The sequence below is a fragment of the Thalassospira sp. SM2505 genome (assembly GCF_054901115.1).
The window spans coordinates 1,996,732-2,012,897 of sequence record NZ_CM142731.1; the positions used below are offsets into that span (position 1 = coordinate 1,996,732).

A 16,166-nucleotide genomic window follows, 5' to 3' on the forward strand; every position below is an offset into this window, starting at 1 on the left:
GCCTTGGGCCCATGCGGTTTTCACGCGTGACTTTTGGTGTTTGAAAGAATAGGTTCCGCGCCATGCAATTTTCACCGTTGTTTATCGCTTCCATTGCCTTGGGTGGCGCCGTTGGTGCGATCGCACGTCACAGTGTTTCTGTGATGATGGGCTCGCTTCTGGGTAATGGATTTCCCTGGGGAACGCTTACGGTCAATATCGTCGGTTCGTTTCTGATGGGCGTGCTGATCGAACTTTCGGCCCTTAAACTTTCGATGGGGCCGGAAATGCGCGCACTGCTTGTGACCGGTTTTCTTGGGGCATTTACAACCTTTTCGACTTTTTCGCTGGATGTGGCGACCCTATATGAACGAAGCAATCTTGGCCTGTCGGCCCTGTATGTGATTGTTTCTGTCGTGGTTGGTATTTCCGCACTGTTTGGCGCGATGGCGCTGGTAAGGGGTATTCTGCAATGAGTGGTGTCACTCTGCGCAAGGTCAAAGCTGACGAAGCCGATTTGCGGCTTGATCGCTGGTTCAAGCGCAATTGCCCGGAATTTACATTCGGTCAGGTTCAAAAGTTTCTGCGTGGCGGTCAGATCCGCGTCGACGGCAAACGTGCCAAGGCCAACCAGCGCGTCGAGCCGGGACAGGAAATCCGTGTCCCGCCCGTACCGGTCATGTCCGGTGGCGGGGCTGAACCATGGGCGCAGGACGGGGCCTATAACCCCGCCGAAGTCCAGCAGCGCAAACAGGCCGGACCGTCCAAGTCCGATGCCAGCGAGGCAGATCTTCAGGCATTGCGCGATTCCGTGATTTTCTATGACGAAGTGGTTCTCGCGATCAACAAGCCTGCCGGTCTTGCCGTACAGGGCGGAACCAACACGTCGCTTCATGTTGACGGCATGCTTGATGCCCTGAAACTTGACAGCAAGGAACGTCCGAAGCTGGTTCACCGTCTTGATAAGGACACCAGCGGCGTTTTGCTGCTGGCCCGTTCGGCATCAGCTGCCCATGCCCTGACCAAGGCATTCAAGGACAAATCAACCCGCAAACTGTATTGGGCGATTGTTGCTGGTGCACCGGCCGAACGCGAAGGTCTGATTGATGCGCCGCTTGCCAAACTCGCAGGCAAGGGCGGGGAAAAGATGGTCATCGACGAAAAGCTTGGCAAATCGGCACAAAGCGTGTTCCGTCAGCTTCATCGCGCCGGACGCAAGGCAGCCTGGCTTGCGCTGTCGCCACTGACCGGGCGTACGCACCAGTTGCGCGTTCATTGCGAGGCCATTGAATGCCCGATCCTTGGGGATGGTAAATATGGCGGGGCCAAGGCATTCCTTGATGGTTTGTCCAACCAGATGCATCTGCATGCACGTGCGATTGATTTCCCGCATCCTGTGACCGGGCATCGCGTGATCATCGAGGCTCCAGTGCCGCCGCACTTTGCCGAGACCTTGAAGGCTCTCAACTTTGATCCGAAAACGCCGACCAAATTCCTGACGCCTGAAATTCACCGCGAAAAGGAAGAAAAACCGAAACCCAAGGCGAAACCATCCCGGTCGCGCAAAAAATAACGCCGGTCTTTTGATCTGGCCTGAAACCGCGAAAAGCCGACGCAGTGCGTCGGCTTTTTCGTCCCTGTCAGAGGTCAAAACCAAAAGGCGTTGAATGACATTCGAGCTTTATAAGCGGTAAGTTAGTGTTTTCCGAAACGTTTGATGAAGGCATCATGCACCCGGTTCAGATATTGGGCATGAACCGTATTTCCCATGCGTTCACACATTTCGGCCTGACCCTTGATCATGCACGCAATACGTTTGCGTCCATGTGCAGTGTGTACCATGCTTTCGCCTTCCTCCAAGGCCGATACAAGCGGGATATGCTCACACTCGGCAATCGCGAGTATTTCTTCCTCCTTCAGATCACTGAAATCGATGCAGTCACGTAGCGTGAGCACGGGTTGCCTCCGCCGTTACAAGGTCAGAAGACCATAATATCGCGTCTTTGAGGTGATCAAAAGAAGATCAAATTTTACCTGTGGTTTCCAATGCTTCGCGGGTGACTAAAAATGGTTCTGCATTGCGTTGGTCAGGGACTCGATCTTTGGTTCCGTTTGCATTAGGTTCTGGCTTTCTGAAATTCAGGATGAAAGACCCCGCATGACCACCGACCCGCTCAGACTTGTTGTATTTGATTGTGACGGCACCCTTGTTGACAGCCAGCATGCGATTGCGCACTGCATGGATCATGCGTTTGCACAACATGGTCTGGATTGCCCGGGGCTTGAAAATACCCGTACGATCATCGGTCTGAGCCTGCCCGAAGCCATCACGAAGCTGGCTGCTCCCAATCGCATTGACAATGCCCTGATTGAAGCGGTGACTGCGGCTTATAAAACGGCTTTCTTTACCCTGCGCCAGACGCCTGATTTCTACGAGCCGCTTTTCCCCGGTGTGCGTGAACTTCTGGCCGAGCTTGATCGTCGTCAGTGGCTGAGCGGTGTCGCAACCGGCAAGGCGCGCCGAGGTCTTGACGCGGTACTTGCGCGCAATGAACTTGAAGGCCGGTTTGTGACTTTGCAGACCTGCGACAACCATCCGTCAAAACCCAATCCCGCGATGCTCATGGCAGCTCTTGATGAAACCGGTGTCGATGCGCCCAATGCTGTTATTGTCGGGGATACCAGCTATGATATCGAGATGGGCCGTGCAGCCGGAATGATCGCGATTGGCGTTGACTGGGGCTATCACGATGTCGAAACGCTTCACGCGTCCGGCGCACATGCCGTGATCAGCCATTTTGACGATCTGCCTGACATACTCGACAAGATCTGGGAAGACGATCGTGACGCCGCTTAAAAACCCGGAACTGGCCCCGATCAGCTTCGAGCTGGTGGTGGCGATTGACCCGCAAGACGCCTTTGATGCCTTTACCAAGGGCTTTGGCAGCTGGTGGCCAACCGACAGCCATTCGATTTCCAAAAAGGATTGTCTTGCGGTTGAGCTTGATCCCGTTGCGGGCGGCAAGATTATCGAGCGGGTAAAAGGCAAGAAAGACATCGTCTGGGGCCGGATTGAAAACTGGCAACCGGGTGAAGCCCTGTCCTTTACCTGGCATCCGGGATGGGATGTCGGGGACTTTACCCTGATTGATGTCAGGTTTGATCTGAATGATTTCGGGCGCTGTGTGATCCGCCTTGAACATAGGGCGTGGGAAAATGTCGGTGATATCGCTCCGGCCCTGCGTGAGGGATATCTGTCGGGCTGGGAATATGTCTTCGGGGAATGCTTTGGCAATTATCTGCGCAATGGTCGCCGATAATCCCGATATCTGACCGGATCAAAATAAAGGGCACCGTTCGGGTGCCCTTTGTCATTTGTGGCGGACCATTGTTAAAACAGGCGATCTTCGATCATTTCGCGCTGCAATTTGACCGGATCGCGGAACCAGTGCGTCATGAAGCCCATTTCGCGTGCCTGCTGGATGTTCTTTTCGCTATCATCGATAAACAGTGTTTCGCGCGGATTGAGCTTGAAGCGCGCGCAGACAAGATCAAAAATCTGCGGATCTGGCTTGGCGAGTTTTTCCTGACCAGAAACCAGAATGCCTTCGAAGTGATTGAGGAACTCGAACCGTTCAAGCGCATGGGGCCAGGTTTCTGCCGACCAGTTGGTCAGGGCAAACAGACGGACCTTGTTTCTGGCCTTCAGGTCTTCGAGGATGCCGACTGTGCGTTCAATCGGGCCTTTCATCATTTCCGGCCAGCGATCATTCCATGCCGCGATCTGATCGTGGTAATGCGGATAGCGATGCTGCAAATCCGGGATGGAATTGGCAAAGCTGAGCGCACCCTTGTCATGCAAAAAATTCCAGTGCGGATGGCAGACTTCGGACAGGAACTTTTCCATTTCCGCAGGGTCGGTAAAAATCTTGCGATACAGATGGCGCGGATCCCAGTCGACAAGAACCCCACCAAGATCAAACAGGACGGTTTCGATATCGCGCATGATGTCTCCCTGCGGCAATGGCGTGTAACGGGATGGTTAAACCAGCTGTGAGGTACAATCGCAAGCTGCAGTTTGCCAAAGTTTGGCGTGCCGACATGATCTTGTGCAGTGATGCGACCGTATTAAAGGCACCGGGCAGAATAATCTGATGTTCGGGGTTATGGCGTGGCCAGGGCGATGACATGATTGTCATTTGCCAAGACCCCGCCTTTTCGCAAAAGATGGAAATTCCACAAAACAAGAATCAGAGGAGGCTTGAACATGTGTACCCTTGATGGATGTGGTTCCCACGAAGATCTTGGTCCGCCACCCAAGGCGACAGATGAGGACCGTCGACTGTTTCTGAAGGGCGCTATTGCGCTGCCGCTTGCTGTTATTCTTGCCGACCCGATGCTCGCCCATGCCGCCGGGTCGATGCTTGAAAAAGTAACGATCACGACCCCCGAAGGCGATCAGATGGCAGCCGAGATTGCCATGCCCGCAACATTGCCTGCGCCGACCGTGATCCTGATCCACGAATGGTGGGGGCTTAATGATCAGATCCGTGCCGTTGCTGCCGAATATGCCAAACAGGGCTATATTGCGCTTGCGGTTGATCTCTATGGCAAGCCGCCAGCAACCACGCCCGATGGTGCAAAGGCGCTGATGGCGGGGCTTGATCCGGTTGTGGCGACCCGCAAATTGCAGTCATCGGTCGAATTCCTGCGCAATCACAAGGATTCAACGGGCAAGGTTGGCTCTGTTGGCTGGTGCTTTGGGGGGGGCTGGTCGCTCAATACGGCGCTTGCCACCGATATTGATGCGGCTGTGATCTATTACGGCAATGTCAAAAAGACCCCGGAACAGGTCGCAACCCTCAATGCGCCGCTTCTGGGGCATTTCGGAACCCTTGATAAAAGCATCAACAAGGCAATGGTCGACGGGTTCGAGCAGTCCCTTCGGATCGCGGGTAAATCGGATTATCAGTTCTACTGGTACGAAGCCGACCATGCCTTTGCCAATCCAAGTGGTGCCCGCTATGACAGCGAAGATGCGATGCTGGCCTGGGAGCGCACCATGGCATTCTTTGGTGATCATCTGGCCTAGCCCAAAGCCACGACTTGCTATTGTAAGACCAAAAAAGGCCGGGAAAATCCCGGCCTTTTTATTTGTCTGATGAATGCGATCAGATGTTCTGATTGCCGCGATTGGCCCATTTGGTGGAACGGCGCTCTATCACGTTGAATATTTCGTACATCGCAATCCCCATCACCGCGATCACCAGAAGACCGGCAAAGACCAGCGGCATATTGAATTTCGATGACGCCGAAAGCATCAGGTACCCGACCCCGACATTCGATGCCACGGTTTCAGAAATCACCGATCCGACAAAGGCCAGCGTGATCGCAACCTTAAGCGATGCAAAGAAATAGGGCATGGCACGCGGAAAACCGACCTTGACCAGAATATCGCGACGGGTCGCGCCAAGCGAACGCAACACATCGCGCAATTCCGGCTCAAGGGTCGCCAGACCCGTCGCCACGTTGACCACAATCGGGAAGAACGAGATCAGAAATGCGGTGATGATCGCCGGAACTGTCCCGATGCCAAACCACATGACCAGAACCGGGACAAGGGCAACCTTCGGGACCGAGTTAAAGCCGACCAGAAGCGGGTTTGCCGCATCATATATCGCCCGGCTTGAGCCGACCAGCGCCCCAAGCACAACGCCAAACACAACCGCAATGGCAAAGCCGGCAAGCGTTGTATAAAGCGTGTGAACCGCATGCATCCAGATCGCTTCATGGAACTGCCAGCCGACAATGATGCTTTCGGACGGGGTTGGCAGGACATAGGGCGGAATGTTGAAGATACGGACAATCAGTTCCCACAGAACAAAAAGGCCAATTGCGCTAAGCCACGGGGCTGCTTTGGAAAGGTTGAGTTTCTTTTTCATGATATCTGCCCGCCCCCCTCAGGATTCTCGCACGTCACGGATGTGACTGCGCAGTTCATGGACAAGGTCGGTGAATGGCTGGGTAAAGGTGGTTTCCTGATCGCGCGGGCGGGGCAGGGTGTTTTCACGTGCCACCAGAATTTTGCCCGGACGCTTGGACATCACATAAATGGTATCAGCCAGATAGGCTGCCTCGCGCAGATCATGTGTCACCAGAATGACGGTGAAGGGACGCACCATCCAGAGGTTCTGCAAGATGTCCCACAATTCTTCACGGGTGAAGGTATCAAGTGCCCCGAACGGTTCATCAAGCATCAAAAGATCAGGTTCATGGATCAGTGAGCGGCAAAGTGATGCACGTTGCTGCATTCCGCCCGACAGTTCCCACGGATATTTGTCTTCATGTCCCTGAAGGCCGACACTGGCCAGAAGTTTGCTCGCGCGTTCTTCATATTCGGCGCGATGCTTGCGCAGTCGGTTACGATGCGGTTTAACGATTTCCATTGGCAACAGCACGTTATCGAGCGTGGTCCGCCATGGCAAAAGGGTCGGGTTCTGGAAAGCCATGCCAACGATCTTGAGCGGGCCACTGACTTCCTTGTTGTCGACAATGACATTGCCCTCGGACGGGGGCATCAGACCGGAAACAAGTTTAAGCAAGGAAGACTTGCCGCAGCCTGACGGGCCGACAACAGCAATAAATTCCCCCTTGTCAATTTTCATATTGGTGGTTTCAAGCGCCAGCTCGTCGCCTTCACTATAGCGCAGCCTGACATTGTTGAGTTCGACAAAGCTCTTCGACACTGGAGTCATTCCCCCTGCTTGTCTCGGTCGTTCTTATTATGGATTGGTGGTCATCAATAGAAAACCGGGGCGGATGATCGACCGCCCCGGAATGTCATGTGACTTACTTGATTTTACGGTCTTCTGCGCCCGGCATGAAAACGTCGGTGAAGACGTCGCCAACGGTCGGCTTGTTTTCAAAGCCGAATGCGAGTGCGACCTGATCGATTGCCTTGGCCATACGGTCGGTTTTGACCATGCCCATGCCATTTTCAAGGGTGTCCGGGGTGACGACGTTTTCATCAATCGCCATCTGAAGGCGTTGCAGCTCCAGGGCCGGGTCGATCAGCGGATCGACTTCCTTAAGGGCCTCGATTGCCGATGCCGGGTCGGCAATTGCCGCACGCCAGCCTTTGACGACACCGCGCAGGAAACCGCGCAGTTCTTCGGCATGGTTTTCCATCATGTCAGGCGATGCAAGAAGGCCATTGCCATAGAAGTCCATACCGAAATCCTTGTATTGGAAAACGGTCAGGTCATCCTTGGTAACGCCCTGTGCCTGAAGGTTGAGGATCGAGGTGAAATAGTGGCCGGAAATTGCATCGACATCGCCACGTACCAGCATCGGTTCACGCAGCGGCGGATCCATGCTTTCCCAGGTTACGGCATCAAGTTCAAGACCGGTTGCCGAAGCAAATGCAGGATAAAGCTTGCGCGATGCATCAAAGACCGGGGCGCCGAGTTTTTTACCAATCAGGTCTTCCGGCTTGGTGATGCCCGATTTCTTGAGCATGAACAGCGAGAAGGGCGGGCGGTCATAGACCATGAAGATCGACTTCATGGCACGATCCGGGTTCGATGCATTGAATTCAACCAGCGAGTTGATATCAGCAAGCGACACATCATAGGCACCGCTGGCAACACGGGTAATCGCGCCGACCGAGCCGTTGCCCGAGTCAATGGTCACATCCAGACCTTCTTCATCGAAATAGCCATTTTTCTTGGCCAGAAGATACGGTGCTGCCGGACCTTCGAATTTCCAGTCGAGCGAGAATTTGATCGCCATTTCAGCCATGGCTGAATGTGCGCCAAGTGCAACCGCAGCACCGAGTGCTGCACCCAAGAGCCGGTTTGTAAAAGTCGTCATTTGTTAAGAAGCCTCCTGTTTTGGGTCGATTATGCCGACCCTGCAACCGAATAATCCCCTGATGACACAGCAATTCGTATGCCATGTCGCGAATGCGCCCGCTTTGTTGCGGATTTGTAATCTTCATCAAGCAGAGTAGAGTTGTTTATTATTTGGTCAATGGGGTAAATTGATCAAAAATTATACAGAAATTATTGATAATCGCCCAAACTGCAATCTGATGCGGTGAAAAGCCCTTGCACAGCGCGCCGCTTTTAGGCATATGGCGATCATGCTTACAAAAACGATCAATCGCTTCTATAAAAAAGCCGAAGCTGCTGCCGATGACAGCGGTTCGGGATGGCGCGTGCATCTTGATGGTCGCGCGGTAAAGTCACCTGCAAAGGCAGAATTCCTGCTGCCTTCTGGAATTCTGGCGCGCGAAATTGCTGCTGAATGGGATGCGCAGGGGGAAAAAGTTCAACCGGCGACCATGCCGATCATGCAACTGGCTGCAACCGCCATTGACCGGGTGCGTCCGCACCGCGATGCGGTTATCGCCGAACTTACCGGCTATGGCCGGTCTGACCTGTTATGCTATCGGGCATCATTTCCCAAGGACCTGATCGAACGTCAGGCCAGGGCATGGCAACCGCTTCTTGACTGGGCAAAGTCCGATCTTGATGTTGCGCTTGCCGTGACTGAAGGCGTAATGCCGATCAGTCAGGATGATCAATCGCTTTTGCGTTTGCAGGACCATGTAAAAAGCTTTGATGACTATCATCTGACCGCCTTGCACAGTCTGACCACGGTATCGGGTTCCGTGGTCATTGGTCTTGCCGTGATGAAGCGCGAGATCGATGCGCAGCACGCCTTTGAATGCGCGATGCTTGACGAAGAATACGCGATTGAGCAGTGGGGTGATGATGCCGAGGCCGTGGCACGATGTGAGCGCCACAAGACAGAATTGCTGGCAACCGGCCGATTTCTGGAGTTGCTGTCTGGCAACTGACACCGGCCGAAACATTTCAGAGATTTCACAAGAAAAGGGGCAGGAAACTGCCCCTTTTCTTGTTTTGGTGTTTCGGCGCTTTTTTACACGCGTGGTTATGCTGGAAATCAATTGGTGCGCACTCTCCAATGGTATAAGTGATGGAAGTGTATTATATACCGTAGTATTAGTTTCTTTGTTCTGTCGCATGTGTGGTGGAACGTGGGTGAGGAATGAAAACAGGCCGATCAAAGCTGGTCTGGACTGATTTGAAGGCAACGATCCGAATGACGCCTGCTGCAAATATGAAAGCACAACAGAGCCAGTTACGCGGTGAAGATTCATCGCGCGATGCCGAGCGACGCTACAAGCGCCTTCTTGAAGCATTGGCCGAAGGTGTGGTTGTTCATGATGCTTCGGGCGCAATTGTCGAATTTAACCATGCGGCCCTTTCGATCCTTGGCCTCACGGCGGACGAGTTAACCGGGGTCACGCCGATTGATCCGCGATGGAATTGTGTGCATGTCGACGGATCTCCTTTTCCGGGCGAAGATCATCCGGCGGCAAAGGTTATGGCGACCCACAAAAGCCAGGCCGATATCGTGATGGGGGTTAATCAGCCAGATGGCTCGTTTTCCTGGATACGGATCAATGCCGAACCGTTATTTAGCGAAGACAACAAAAGCTTTGATGGTGTCATCGTATCCTTTGCCGATATCAACGTGGTGAAAAGGCCGAAGTGGCCATCCAGGAACGCGAACGGCTCTATCGCCAGATGTTCAAGAATACGACAGCGGTCAATTTGCTGATTGATCCCGCTGACGGGCGTATTGTTGATGCCAGTAATGCGGCCAAGGCATTTTACGGGTTTGAGAATGACGGTCTGATCGGACGTACCATTCTCGATCTTAATGTGAATGGTAGTGGTGAAGTCAGAAAACATATTATCGATGTTCTGGAAAAGGGAGCGGCAAGTTTTGATGTGCAGCATCGGCTGGCCAACGGATCCTTGCGTGACATCCAGATCCATGCCGGCCTGATCGAACTTGACGAGCGCCAGTTTATCCATTCAACAAATTTCGATGTGACTGATCGTAAAAACTATGAGCAACAGCTGGTTGATGTGAACCATGCCCTGTCAAGTGAACGTCAACGCCTTGATGAAATCATTTGGGGGACCAATGTCGGGACCTGGGAATGGCACGTCCAGACCGGGGATGTTCGTTTTAACGAAAGATGGGCCGATATCATTGGCTATCGTCTTGAAGAGCTTGGCAATACCAGCATCGAAACATGGATTACCTATTGTCATCCGGACGATCTTGAACAGTCCAATACGCGGCTTGAACGGGTTTTTGCCAGACAGGACGAGTATTACGAATGTGAATGCCGGATGCGCCACAAGGACGGACACTGGGTCTGGGTTCTTGACCGTGGCAAGGTTGTGGAATGGGATGATGCGGGCAAACCGCTTCGTATGTCGGGCACGCATACCGATATCACACCGTCCAAAGCGGTTGAGGAAGAAATCAGACGTCTTGCCCAAACCGATCAGTTGACCGGTCTGGCCAACCGCTATCAGTTCAATACAATGCTTTCGCAGATCGTGCAGCTAAACCGCCGTTATAAAAAGAACGTGGTTTTGATGTTGCTCGATCTTGATTACTTCAAGGCCGTTAATGACACATACGGTCATCCGATGGGCGACAAGCTTCTGATCAGGGTTGGCGAAATCATCAAGACCCATTCGCGTGGCGCGGATGTTGTCGCCCGGCTTGGCGGGGATGAATTCGCGATTATCCTGCCGCTGATTGAAAAAGTGACCGATGCCGCAATACCTGCCAGCCGGATCATCGAGGAAATTTCAAAGCCCCATATCATTGACGGCCAGACAATCCATGTGGGTGCAAGCATCGGCATAACAACCTGTCACGATGGCGAAAGCAATCCGGAGCTGATTTACAACGATGCTGATCGGGCGCTTTATCGTGCCAAGGAATGCGGGCGGAATAAATATTGCTTCCACAAGACGGGCGTCGCGGAAAGCTGCGAAGAATGTGATAAGCTCTTGTGCGGCGAGAGTTTGTCATCACTCATTCATGAGATGGCGGCAAAGCGCGAAGCATAGTGATCGGGGCTGAAGAAGTTGTGCTGCCCCGGATTGTTGATGAGGGCGGTTGCTTGTGGCGCTGCTGAACGGGTAAATCGCGGTTTCTGATGAAGCTTGCCAGCGCCAACCTCTAGACTTTAGTCCAGCTTCTTCTCACATATTGCAATGACGTTAGGGAAATCAGGCCTTTGCGGTCGATTTTGGCATGAGACCAAACTGTCAAAAATAATTGGCATTCCAGTACCGAATAATGCTATTTCATTCTCAGGACGCGCACATTGGGCGAAATGTGCAAAACGCCCGTTCACAGCAAGGAAAACGCAAGATGCAAGAAATCATCGCCAAGCTCGAAGCGAAACGCGCCGAAGCCGCCATGGGTGGTGGCCAGCGACGCATTGATAATCAGCACGCCAAAGGCAAGCTCACTGCACGTGAACGTCTTGATGTGTTGCTTGATGAGGGTTCCTTCGAAGAATGGGATATGTTTGTCGAACATGATTGTGTGGATTTCGGCATGACCGAAAACCGCATCCCGGGCGATGGTGTTGTCACCGGTCACGGTACGATCAATGGTCGGCTTGTCTTTGTGTTTTCACAGGATTTCACCGTGTTTGGCGGCGCACTTTCCGGGGCGCACGCGCGCAAGATCGGAAAGATCATGGATCAGGCGATGAAGGTCGGTGCTCCGGTCATCGGCCTGAATGATTCCGGTGGTGCCCGTATTCAGGAAGGTGTCGAAAGTCTTGCCGGTTATGCCGATGTGTTCCAGCGCAATGTCGAGGCATCGGGCGTTATTCCGCAGATTTCCCTGATCATGGGGCCCTGTGCCGGTGGCGCTGTTTACAGCCCGGCCATGACCGACTTCATCTTCATGGTCAAGGACAGCTCCTATATGTTCGTGACGGGTCCCGATGTGGTCAAGACCGTGACCCACGAGGAAGTCACCCACGAACAGCTTGGTGGTGCGTCAACGCATACATCGGTTTCGGGCGTTGCCGATCTGGCCTTTGACAATGACGTTGATCTGTTGCTGCAGACCCGTCGTTTCATGGACTTCCTGCCCCTGTGTAACAAGGAAGACCCACCCGCCCATCTGTGCGAAGACCCGATCACGCGTGATGACTTCTCGCTTGATACGCTGGTGCCTGAAAACCCCAACATGCCCTATGACATGAAGGAGCTGATTGCAAAGATCGTCGATGAAGGCGATTTCTTTGAAATTCAGCCCGACTACGCCAAAAACATCATCATTGGCATGGCGCGTATGGATGGCCGTACCGTCGGTGTTGTCGCCAACCAGCCGATGGTTCTGGCCGGTTGCCTTGATATCGACAGTTCCAAAAAGGCCGCGCGTTTTGTGCGGTTCTGCGATGCCTATAACATTCCGATTGTCACTCTTGTTGATGTGCCGGGCTTCATGCCGGGCACCGCACAGGAATATGGCGGGATCATCAAACATGGTGCCAAGCTTCTTTATGCCTATGCCGAGGCAACGGTGCCAAAAGTCACCGTAATCACGCGCAAGGCCTATGGCGGCGCCTATGACGTTATGGCGTCCAAACATCTGCGCGGTGATGTCAACTATGCCTGGCCGACCGCGGAAATTGCGGTGATGGGGCCAAAGGGGGCTGTGGAAATTATCTTCCGCTCGGACATGAATGATCCGGCCAAGATCGAAGCCCGCACCGAGGAATATCGCGAAAAATTCGCCAACCCGTTTGTCGCAGGCCGCAAGGGCTTTATCGATGATGTCATTATGCCGCACGGTACACGCCGCCGCATTTGCAAGGCGCTTGGCATGCTGCGCAACAAAGACATCAAGAACCCGGAAAAGAAACACGGCAACATTCCGTTGTAATCCGCCAAGACATATTGGGAGACATCCATGTTTTCGAAAATCCTGATTGCCAACCGCGGTGAAATTGCCTGCCGTGTGATCAAATCAGCCCGCAAGATGGGCATCAAAACCGTCGCGGTTTATTCCGATGCGGATAAAGCTGCCCTGCATGTGCAGATGGCTGACGAGGCCGTCCATATCGGTCCGGCCCCGACCAACCAGTCCTATCTGATCATCGACAAGATCATCGAAGCCTGTAAGGCAACCGGTGCCGAGGCCGTGCATCCGGGCTATGGTTTCCTGTCGGAAAATCAGGCCTTCGCCAAGGCGCTTGATGCCGCCAATATCGCCTTTATCGGCCCGCCGAATGGTGCGATTGCCGCCATGGGTGACAAGATTACATCCAAGAAAATCGCCGCGGATGCCGGGGTTTCCACGGTTCCGGGCTATATGGGCGTGATCAAGGATACCGACGAGGCCATCAAGATCGCCAACGAAATCGGCTATCCGGTGATGCTGAAAGCATCCGCGGGCGGTGGTGGCAAGGGTATGCGTATCGCGCGCAATGACGCCGAATGCCGCGAAGGGTTCGAACGTGCGACGTCGGAAGCCGCAAGCTCGTTTGGTGATGACCGTGTCTTTGTCGAAAAATTCGTCGAAGAACCGCGCCATATTGAAATTCAGGTGCTGGCCGACAAGCACGGTAATGCGATCTATCTCGGCGAGCGTGAATGTTCCATTCAGCGCCGCCATCAGAAGGTCGTTGAAGAAGCCCCGTCACCCTTCATTGATCCGGCAACCCGCAAGGCCATGGGCGAACAGGCCGTGGCACTGGCGCGTGCGGTGGATTACTGCTCGGCCGGGACCGTGGAATTCATTGTCGACAAGGACAAGAATTTCTACTTCCTTGAAATGAACACCCGTCTTCAGGTCGAACATCCGGTGACCGAGCTTGTCACCGGCCAGGATCTTGTCGAATGGATGATCAGGATCGCCGACGGGCAGGAACTGACCCTTAAACAGGATGACGTAACCATGACCGGCTGGGCGATGGAAACCCGCGTCTATGCCGAAGACCCGTTCCGTGAATTCTTGCCATCTACCGGGCGTCTGGTGAAATATCAACCGCCCGCAGAAAGTGCGACGGTGCGCGTTGATACCGGCGTCTATGAAGGCGGCGAGATTTCGATGTATTACGATCCGATGGTCGCAAAACTGATCACCTATGGGGAAACCCGTGATCAGGCGATTGCCGAAATGCGTAGCGCCCTTGATGCCTATTACATCCGTGGGATTTCCCACAATATCCCGTTCCTGGCCGCTGTCATGGCCAATAAACGGTTCCAGGATGGCAATATCACCACCAACTTCATTGCAGAAGAATATCCCGACGGTTTCTCGTCCGATGATCTTCCCGATGAAGATCCTTCGACCCTGATTGTTGTCGCCGCCTACCTTAATCAGCGTTATGCCGAACGCAATTCCGGCATCACCGGGCAGGTCAGCGACCACCCGATCAAGGTTTCCGAAAGCTGGGTTGCGGTCAGCGGCGATGAGCACACCCCGTTTGATATCGAGTTTGACGGTGTTAACGGCGATTACATTGTGGCCATCGGTGATCGCAGCTATGGCGTGGTGTCGGACTGGAAAATCGGTGATCCGATGTTTGTCGGTGAAATCGATGGTGGATTGGTCTGCGTTCAGATCGATATCGAAGGTATTGGCTTCCGCCTGTCGTCAAACGGTGTTCAGCGCAGCTTCAAGGTGCTGCTGCCCCGCGTGGCAGAGCTCCAGAAACTGATGCCGTTCAAGGCGCCGCCAGACATGTCTAACTTCCTGCAATCGCCGATGCCGGGTCTTTTGGTCAAGGTATCCGTGACCGAAGGCCAGACGGTTCAGCCAGGACAGGAACTTTGTATCCTCGAAGCCATGAAGATGGAAAACGTGCTGAAGGCCGAAAGCAAGGGCGTGGTCAAAAAGATCCATGCCGAGCAGGGTGCAAACCTGTCGGTCGATGCCATCATCATCGAGTTCGAAAAAGACGAATAAGCCACCTGATCCCTCAAGGGTGATGCTTTAGGAAGGCGCTGGCGATTAATTTGCTGGCGCCTTTTCTGTTAATCTGATCACGCCGCCGTAGTTTCAACCCCTTTCACTGTGCATTTGCGAATATTAAATACAGATAACGGGGCTTTACTGCGGGTTTGCACTGCCATATGGTCGCAAATCGAGGCTGTGATTCCCGATCAACACGGCCATCCAATAACAAGAAACGAGGCGAAAGAATGTATAAACTGATTGCTTTTGATGGCGATGATACCCTGTGGCACAACGAGCCACTTTTCCGCGAAGCCCACATTCAGTTGCGTGAAATGCTGGGCCATTATGTTGCCCCCGAACAGGTCGATGACCGCCTGTATCAGGCCGAACTGGCAAACCTGTCGATCTATGGCTACGGGATCACCGGCTTTACCCTGTCGATGATTGAAACCGCGATCGAGCTTTCTGATCGCAAGATCAGTGCAGAAGATATTCACAAACTGGCCGAGATCGGCAAATCCATGCTGCGCGCCCCGACCCGTATCATTGATGGTGCGGTCGAAGTTCTGCGCCGTTATGCGGAAAATCCACGCTACAAGGTCGTTCTGATCACCAAGGGTGATCTGATCGCACAGCAGCTTAAAATCGACCGTTCCGGGTTCGAAGACCTGTTTGACGGGATCGAGATTGTCTCGGAAAAGGATCCGCTGACCTATCGCAACATCTTTGGGCGCTATGGTGTCGAGCCCGAAGACGCGATCATGATCGGCAATTCGATGAAATCCGATATCCTGCCGGTCCTTGCGTGCGGCGGGGCTGCGATCCACATTCCCTATGAAATCACCTGGGTTCATGAAATGGTCGACCAGACCGAGATTGAAAACCAGAATGTCGTGACCGCAGAAAGCATCGCCGACGTTCCGGCCATGATTGAACAACTTGAACAACACCGCACTGCTGGGAGTATGGAGCATGTCTGATTGCGCCGGTTCTGAAATGTCAACCGAGGCCGTTCTGGCTAATGGTCCGGCCGCCGACCTTGCTCCGCAAACCAAGCTGGAACTCGAAGCTGCGGCCTTTCGCGGTCTTGTCCTGCATCTTCAGGACCGCAAGGATGTTCAGAATATTGATCTGATGAACCTTGCCGGTTTCTGCCGTAACTGCCTTGCCAAATGGTATCTGGCTGCTGCACGCGACCATGGCGTTGCGATGGATTATGACGGGGCGCGCGAAGTTGTCTATGGTATGACCTATGACGCATGGAAGGACAACCATCAGGCCCCGGCATCGGAAGAACAGAAACAGAAATTCGTTGATACTGCCCATCTGCATGCAAAAATTCCGGGTGCCAAGTAACC

At 53.5% G+C, this 16,166-nt stretch carries 17 protein-coding genes; 12 read left to right on the forward strand and 5 right to left on the reverse strand.

Going from position 1 to position 16,166, the window contains the following annotated elements:
• The first annotated feature begins 62 nt into the window (after positions 1-62).
• Positions 63-455, forward strand: a complete 393-nt coding sequence (gene crcB, locus ACTU44_RS09205) for a fluoride efflux transporter CrcB (protein ID WP_114098853.1) — start codon at positions 63-65, stop codon at positions 453-455.
• Positions 452-1,552 (forward strand): RluA family pseudouridine synthase, encoded by a 1,101-nt coding sequence (locus ACTU44_RS09210; RefSeq protein WP_114098852.1) that lies wholly within the window; start codon positions 452-454, stop codon positions 1,550-1,552. The genes crcB and ACTU44_RS09210 overlap by 4 nt, the downstream gene beginning before the upstream one ends.
• 122 nt (positions 1,553-1,674) lie before the next feature.
• On the opposite strand, the gene ACTU44_RS09215 is transcribed toward ACTU44_RS09210, so the two are convergent.
• The gene (locus tag ACTU44_RS09215; protein ID WP_114098851.1) at positions 1,675-1,935 is read right to left on the reverse strand and encodes a hypothetical protein; all 261 of its coding nucleotides are present in this window, start codon (positions 1,933-1,935) and stop codon (positions 1,675-1,677) included.
• Between the two features lie 202 nt (positions 1,936-2,137).
• On the opposite strand from ACTU44_RS09215, the gene ACTU44_RS09220 reads away from it, so the two are divergent.
• Together ACTU44_RS09220 and ACTU44_RS09225 are read left to right on the forward strand one after the other, a co-directional pair.
• Positions 2,138-2,836 (forward strand): HAD-IA family hydrolase, encoded by a 699-nt coding sequence (locus ACTU44_RS09220; protein WP_114098850.1) that lies wholly within the window; start codon positions 2,138-2,140, stop codon positions 2,834-2,836.
• A complete protein-coding gene (locus ACTU44_RS09225) occupies positions 2,823-3,299 on the forward strand; it encodes an SRPBCC family protein (protein ID WP_462097261.1) in 477 nt (158 codons plus the stop codon). The genes ACTU44_RS09220 and ACTU44_RS09225 overlap by 14 nt, the downstream gene beginning before the upstream one ends.
• Before the next feature lie 71 nt (positions 3,300-3,370).
• Here ACTU44_RS09225 and ACTU44_RS09230 read toward each other — a convergent pair whose 3' ends face one another.
• On the reverse strand, positions 3,371-3,985 hold the full coding sequence (locus ACTU44_RS09230) for an HAD family hydrolase (protein ID WP_114098848.1): 615 nt from the start codon (positions 3,983-3,985) through the stop codon (positions 3,371-3,373).
• A gap of 261 nt (positions 3,986-4,246) precedes the next feature.
• On the opposite strand from ACTU44_RS09230, the gene ACTU44_RS09235 reads away from it, so the two are divergent.
• On the forward strand, positions 4,247-5,071 hold the full coding sequence (locus ACTU44_RS09235; protein ID WP_114098847.1) for a dienelactone hydrolase family protein: 825 nt from the start codon (positions 4,247-4,249) through the stop codon (positions 5,069-5,071).
• 79 nt (positions 5,072-5,150) lie between these two features.
• On the opposite strand, the gene ACTU44_RS09240 is transcribed toward ACTU44_RS09235, so the two are convergent.
• The 3 genes from ACTU44_RS09240 to ACTU44_RS09250 all read right to left on the reverse strand — a co-directional run bounded on the left by ACTU44_RS09240 (position 5,151) and on the right by ACTU44_RS09250 (position 7,851).
• Positions 5,151-5,921, reverse strand: a complete 771-nt coding sequence (locus tag ACTU44_RS09240; RefSeq protein ID WP_114098846.1) for an ABC transporter permease — start codon at positions 5,919-5,921, stop codon at positions 5,151-5,153.
• Between the two features lie 18 nt (positions 5,922-5,939).
• On the reverse strand, positions 5,940-6,734 hold the full coding sequence (locus ACTU44_RS09245) for an ABC transporter ATP-binding protein (RefSeq protein WP_462097262.1): 795 nt from the start codon (positions 6,732-6,734) through the stop codon (positions 5,940-5,942).
• Between the two features lie 94 nt (positions 6,735-6,828).
• On the reverse strand, positions 6,829-7,851 hold the full coding sequence (locus tag ACTU44_RS09250; RefSeq protein ID WP_114098845.1) for an ABC transporter substrate-binding protein: 1,023 nt from the start codon (positions 7,849-7,851) through the stop codon (positions 6,829-6,831).
• 271 nt (positions 7,852-8,122) lie between these two features.
• Here ACTU44_RS09250 and ACTU44_RS09255 point away from each other — a divergent pair, with 271 nt between their 5' ends.
• The 7 genes from ACTU44_RS09255 to ACTU44_RS09285 all read left to right on the forward strand — a co-directional run bounded on the left by ACTU44_RS09255 (position 8,123) and on the right by ACTU44_RS09285 (position 16,164).
• Positions 8,123-8,842, forward strand: a complete 720-nt coding sequence (locus ACTU44_RS09255; protein ID WP_462097263.1) for an ATP12 family chaperone protein — start codon at positions 8,123-8,125, stop codon at positions 8,840-8,842.
• A gap of 266 nt (positions 8,843-9,108) precedes the next feature.
• Entirely contained in the window at positions 9,109-9,630 is a 522-nt protein-coding gene (locus ACTU44_RS09260) for a PAS domain S-box protein (protein WP_462097264.1), read from the forward strand.
• Positions 9,561-10,949, forward strand: a complete 1,389-nt coding sequence (locus ACTU44_RS09265; RefSeq protein ID WP_462097265.1) for a diguanylate cyclase domain-containing protein — start codon at positions 9,561-9,563, stop codon at positions 10,947-10,949. Before ACTU44_RS09260 ends, ACTU44_RS09265 begins: the two co-directional genes overlap by 70 nt.
• A gap of 307 nt (positions 10,950-11,256) precedes the next feature.
• Positions 11,257-12,789, forward strand: coding sequence for an acyl-CoA carboxylase subunit beta (locus tag ACTU44_RS09270; protein WP_114098842.1), 1,533 nt, complete (start codon positions 11,257-11,259; stop codon positions 12,787-12,789).
• Positions 12,790-12,816: 27 nt separating this feature from the next.
• Positions 12,817-14,817, forward strand: coding sequence for an acetyl-CoA carboxylase biotin carboxylase subunit (gene accC, locus ACTU44_RS09275; protein ID WP_114098841.1), 2,001 nt, complete (start codon positions 12,817-12,819; stop codon positions 14,815-14,817).
• Positions 14,818-15,053: 236 nt separating this feature from the next.
• On the forward strand, positions 15,054-15,788 hold the full coding sequence (locus ACTU44_RS09280) for an HAD family hydrolase (protein WP_114098839.1): 735 nt from the start codon (positions 15,054-15,056) through the stop codon (positions 15,786-15,788).
• Positions 15,781-16,164 carry a DUF1244 domain-containing protein gene (locus tag ACTU44_RS09285; protein ID WP_462097266.1) on the forward strand — a complete coding sequence of 128 codons (384 nt, stop codon included), beginning with the start codon at positions 15,781-15,783 and terminating at the stop codon, positions 16,162-16,164. Before ACTU44_RS09280 ends, ACTU44_RS09285 begins: the two co-directional genes overlap by 8 nt.
• Positions 16,165-16,166: the final 2 nt, after the last annotated feature.

What these genes read in the sequence shown, in the direction of transcription:
- ACTU44_RS09280 (WP_114098839.1), top strand. Translation starts at nt 15,054, where the DNA reads ATGTATAAACTGATTGCTTTTGATGGCGATGATACCCTGTGGCACAAC.
- ACTU44_RS09270 (WP_114098842.1), top strand. Translation starts at nt 11,257, where the DNA reads ATGCAAGAAATCATCGCCAAGCTCGAAGCGAAACGCGCCGAAGCCGCC.
- ACTU44_RS09220 (WP_114098850.1), top strand. Translation starts at nt 2,138, where the DNA reads ATGACCACCGACCCGCTCAGACTTGTTGTATTTGATTGTGACGGCACC.
- ACTU44_RS09210 (WP_114098852.1), top strand. Translation starts at nt 452, where the DNA reads ATGAGTGGTGTCACTCTGCGCAAGGTCAAAGCTGACGAAGCCGATTTG.
- crcB (WP_114098853.1), top strand. Translation starts at nt 63, where the DNA reads ATGCAATTTTCACCGTTGTTTATCGCTTCCATTGCCTTGGGTGGCGCC.
- accC (WP_114098841.1), top strand. Translation starts at nt 12,817, where the DNA reads ATGTTTTCGAAAATCCTGATTGCCAACCGCGGTGAAATTGCCTGCCGT.
- ACTU44_RS09235 (WP_114098847.1), top strand. Translation starts at nt 4,247, where the DNA reads ATGTGTACCCTTGATGGATGTGGTTCCCACGAAGATCTTGGTCCGCCA.
- ACTU44_RS09245 (WP_462097262.1), bottom strand. Translation starts at nt 6,734, where the DNA reads ATGACTCCAGTGTCGAAGAGCTTTGTCGAACTCAACAATGTCAGGCTG.
- ACTU44_RS09240 (WP_114098846.1), bottom strand. Translation starts at nt 5,921, where the DNA reads ATGAAAAAGAAACTCAACCTTTCCAAAGCAGCCCCGTGGCTTAGCGCA.
- ACTU44_RS09230 (WP_114098848.1), bottom strand. Translation starts at nt 3,985, where the DNA reads ATGCGCGATATCGAAACCGTCCTGTTTGATCTTGGTGGGGTTCTTGTC.
- ACTU44_RS09260 (WP_462097264.1), top strand. Translation starts at nt 9,109, where the DNA reads ATGACGCCTGCTGCAAATATGAAAGCACAACAGAGCCAGTTACGCGGT.
- ACTU44_RS09285 (WP_462097266.1), top strand. Translation starts at nt 15,781, where the DNA reads ATGTCTGATTGCGCCGGTTCTGAAATGTCAACCGAGGCCGTTCTGGCT.
- ACTU44_RS09250 (WP_114098845.1), bottom strand. Translation starts at nt 7,851, where the DNA reads ATGACGACTTTTACAAACCGGCTCTTGGGTGCAGCACTCGGTGCTGCG.
- ACTU44_RS09255 (WP_462097263.1), top strand. Translation starts at nt 8,123, where the DNA reads ATGCTTACAAAAACGATCAATCGCTTCTATAAAAAAGCCGAAGCTGCT.